Source organism: Moorena sp. SIO3H5, assembly GCF_010692395.1.
GTDB lineage: Bacteria > Cyanobacteriota > Cyanobacteriia > Cyanobacteriales > Coleofasciculaceae > Moorena.
In genome coordinates, this window is sequence record NZ_JAAHHS010000565.1 from 1 (window position 1) to 3,905 (window position 3,905).

3 protein-coding genes are annotated in these 3,905 nt (G+C 42.6%); all 3 read left to right on the forward strand.

The window, feature by feature from the left end:
* The first annotated feature begins 180 nt into the window (after nt 1–180).
* Nucleotides 181–447 carry a XisI protein gene (locus tag F6K52_RS33580; protein ID WP_293089053.1) on the forward strand — a complete coding sequence of 89 codons (267 nt, stop codon included), beginning with the start codon at nt 181–183 and terminating at the stop codon, nt 445–447.
* Between the two features lie 219 nt (nt 448–666).
* Complete coding sequence (gene iscB, locus F6K52_RS33585; RefSeq protein WP_293089057.1) at nt 667–1,974, forward strand: RNA-guided endonuclease IscB; 1,308 nt, start codon at nt 667–669, stop codon at nt 1,972–1,974.
* Between the two features lie 119 nt (nt 1,975–2,093).
* Nucleotides 2,094–3,125, forward strand: coding sequence for a formylglycine-generating enzyme family protein (locus tag F6K52_RS33590; protein ID WP_293089060.1), 1,032 nt, complete (start codon nt 2,094–2,096; stop codon nt 3,123–3,125).
* The last annotated feature ends 780 nt before the right edge of the window (nt 3,126–3,905 follow it).

Sequence of the window (3,905 nt, forward strand, 5' to 3'; positions counted from 1 at the left end):
TACCAATCGTTTAGTTTGTTTAGGATTTTTTTTAATATAATTCCAAGTGTAGCTCATTTTGAAGTTAATAAAAATTAGTTATATTTTTATTATTATACCATAAATTTATTTTTTGGAGAGGTCTATTATACTACTTTAACTGTGTCAGTCCACTACTCATTATAACGGTTTCCCTTTGTTATGGAAAAATTAGAAAAGTACCGATTAATAATTCGCCAAATATTAACTAATCATGCCACATTAGAAGCGAATAATTCAGATTCAGAAATTGAAGGTCAACTTATTTTTGATACAGAAAATGACCATTATCAACTTCTAGATATCGGCTGGGATGGACTCAAACGAGTTTATGACTGTTTCATCCATTTAGATATAAAAGATGGTAGAATTTGGATTCAGCGAAATATGACAGAAGCTCCTAGTTTAAGCCTTGGTAATTCCCGGTAACCCCTGGAAAAGTACCTGACTAGGATGCAGGCTAAGGATTCAGTCCTACGTTGATTTGGTTATGACACCCAGGAATGACCTCCAGTTCCTGGCTCTGTCGCTAATCATTAAGGTGAAGGCAAAATGTGTGGTTAGCCTAACAAGCCATTTCAACATTGCCGTTCGCGCAAGCGTGTGCGAAGCACTTGGAAAACATAACCGACTTGAGACGCACTAAAAATGCAAAATTACATATTTATCATTGACACGAACAAACAACCACTAAATCCCATTTCGCCAAAGAAAGCACGCCGATTATTGGAAAAAGGTAAAGCGGCTGTCTTTAGGATGTACCCATTCACGATCATCTTAAAGACAGCGATTCGGCAAAGCCGACGCTGCGCGAACGACAATCCTACTATCTCTCCATGCCAAATCAAGATAGATCCTGGCAGTAAGAAAACAGGATTTGCCTTAGTTCAAGACGATCAAGTAATTTGGGGTATGGAACTAGAACATAGGGGAGGATTAATCAAGAAAAAGTTAGAGTCTAGAGGCGCTGCAAGGCGTGGAAGACGCAACCGAAATACCCGATATAGAAAGCCCAGGTTCCTTAATCGTAAGCGTCCAAAAGGATGGCTCACTCCTAGTCTGGAACACAGAATTTTAACTATCCAGACCTGGGTAAAACGATTAATTAAATTCTGTCCGGTTAATGAAATTTGGGTCGAGAGGGTTAAATTCGATACTCAGAAAATGCAGAATCCGGAAATCAATGGTGTTGAGTACCAACAAGGGGAATTGGCTGGGTACGAAGTTAGAGAGTATCTACTTGAAAAATGGGGGAGGGAATGCGCTTACTGTGGCAAGCAAAATATACCTCTACAGATCGAGCACATTCATCCCAAATCCAAGGGGGGAAGCGATTCGGCAAAGCCGACGCTACGCGAACGCGTGAGTAATCTTTGCTTGGCCTGTGAAAAATGCAATCAACGAAAAGGAAATAAGCCTATAGAAGAATTTCTAAAAAAGAAACCAAGTCTACTTCAGAAGATCAAAACCAAAGCCAAACAGTCATTAAAGGATCCGGCGGCGGTGAATGCAACTCGTAACAAATTAGTCAAAGTACTTCGAAGGATGAAACCCGTGGTTACTGGAACAGGAGCACAAACTAAGTACAACCGGACTAAATTAGGATTCCCTAAAGAGCATTGGATTGATGCCGCTTGCGTTGGAGATATCAAGCCTCTGTCCTTGAGGACTACTCAGCCCCTGTTAGTCAATTGTAAAGGACAAGGAGGCAGACAAAAAGCGGCACTAAATAAGTACGGTTACCCCATCCGGCACAATCCATTGAAGCCTATTAAAGGCTGGATGACTGGAGATATAGCTAGACACCAAAAACTAGGAATAGGTAAAGTTACTCCCAGGAGTAAAGGAAGTTTTGGATTTACTCCGTTGGGCATGAAGGGTTACAAAAGCTGCAAATCTCAGGATATATCAGCAATACATCGAAAAGATGGATACATTTACAGCTTTTGCAAGTAATGAATTACCGGATACTACCGGGAAATTATCGTCCTAGCCTTTCCTGATCGCTGACCGCTGAGCGCTGACCGCTGAACGCGCACGCGTGCGCGTAGCGCATATGCTTACTTACTAATAGCTTGTCTGACTCAACAATGAAGACTCCTTGGTTAAAATTACTTCTATTCAAACTTTTCCTAAGTTTCCTGACAGTATGCCTAGTCTTTGGCACTCCTACACAAGTCAAGGCATCTCCCACCGTAAATAGCTGCCCTGAAGGTATGACCTTCATTCCTGGCGGCACTTTCAAGATGGGTTCCGACGTTTACTATCCTTCCGAGCGCTCTGCGGACGATGTCACCGTTGAGAGCTTCTGCATCGATAAATACGAAGTCACTAATGGGGAATTTGCCAAATTTGTCAAGGAAACTGGTTATATTACAGTAGCAGAGCGTCCCCTCTCATCGGAACAGTTTCCCGACTTACCAGAAGAGCAACGGGCACCTGGTTCCCTAGTCTTTCAGATGCCGGACAATGGGGTTAGACCTGTGGGTTACCTGAGCTGGTGGAAGTGGACTCCTGGGGCTGACTGGCAACATCCCTTTGGTCCAAAGAGCAACATTAAACGTAAAAAGAACTATCCCGTCGTCCATGTTGCCTATGAAGACGTTCAAGCCTATGCTAAGTGGGCAGGGAAGTCAGTACCCACAGAAGCCCAATGGGAATATGCTGCTCACGGTGGACTGGATGATGCTACCTACAGCTGGGGTGAGCAATACTCGGCCAAGAAGGCTAATACCTGGCAGGGATTTTTCCCCTTTTTCAACACCAAAGCTGATGGTCACACCGGCACTGCACCTGTAGGTTCTTTTGAACCAAATGGTTATGGTTTGTTTGACATAACTGGTAATGTCTGGGAGTGGACTTCAGATTGGTATAGCATCGGTCACAATGGCAAAGCCCACAGCCTTAATCCTATAGGACCTAATCAAAAAGAAAGCTTCGACCCCAGAGAACCAGGTGTTGCTAAACATGTAATTAAAGGCGGGTCTTACCTGTGTGCTCCTAATTATTGTAGTCGCTATCGTCCTGCTGCTCGGGAGTCTCAATCACCGGATACAGGAACGACTCACATTGGATTTCGGTTAGTTAAGCCTGATAATATTTCCTAAATCTGAAAAAATTATATCGTGTTTCTTGCATCAAAGTCCCTCTTTTTCAGGGGGATTACTTTGTGCCTTATGGGAAATAAAATTGCTATAAAATTGATTATTTGCTTCGTTAAGCTTTTCAGTATTTAGACTGACATGTGTCTGAAAAAAAACGCTCATTATAGCTTTTTTTAACGAACCCTAAAACTCCCAACAAAATTTTTTTAAACCCTTGACAATTAAAACTATAATCATTACAATTATCAATATAAACCAAGTTAAACTTTTTCACGATGTCAGAAACCTTTACTCGCAATTTCAAGAAACAACCTACTGAGCACACTGTCTTGATGCAGTCGCTCATGGGGGAAACCCCCAAGACCGCGCTGCATCGCTCTCAAAGGTCCTCGTCAATCAGTAATTGAGAGTATGCAGATGCTGTATGCCCTGGGCTATGCCGAGATTGCTGAGTGGACTCCTCTGGAACCGACTAATATTCCAGGTGAAGTAATGACGACTATGACCAAGTATTGGTTATTACCATAACACCTTAATTTTTGGGGGGGTTTCCCCCCTTCACCAAGGGTTTTTGGAAACTTCTGACATATCTGATTGACATAGCCGTGGATAGTATTTCTACGGCTATTTTTTTTGTAAGTATATGCCCTACGCACACGCTGCGCGAACAGCAATCAGCTGACTATAAATGTAAAAACCTACTCCCTCGGTGCGCTAATGCACGTCAACTTTTGCCTCTAGCATGCATGCCTAAAGCCCTTGCAGGTAGCGCTATATTGACAA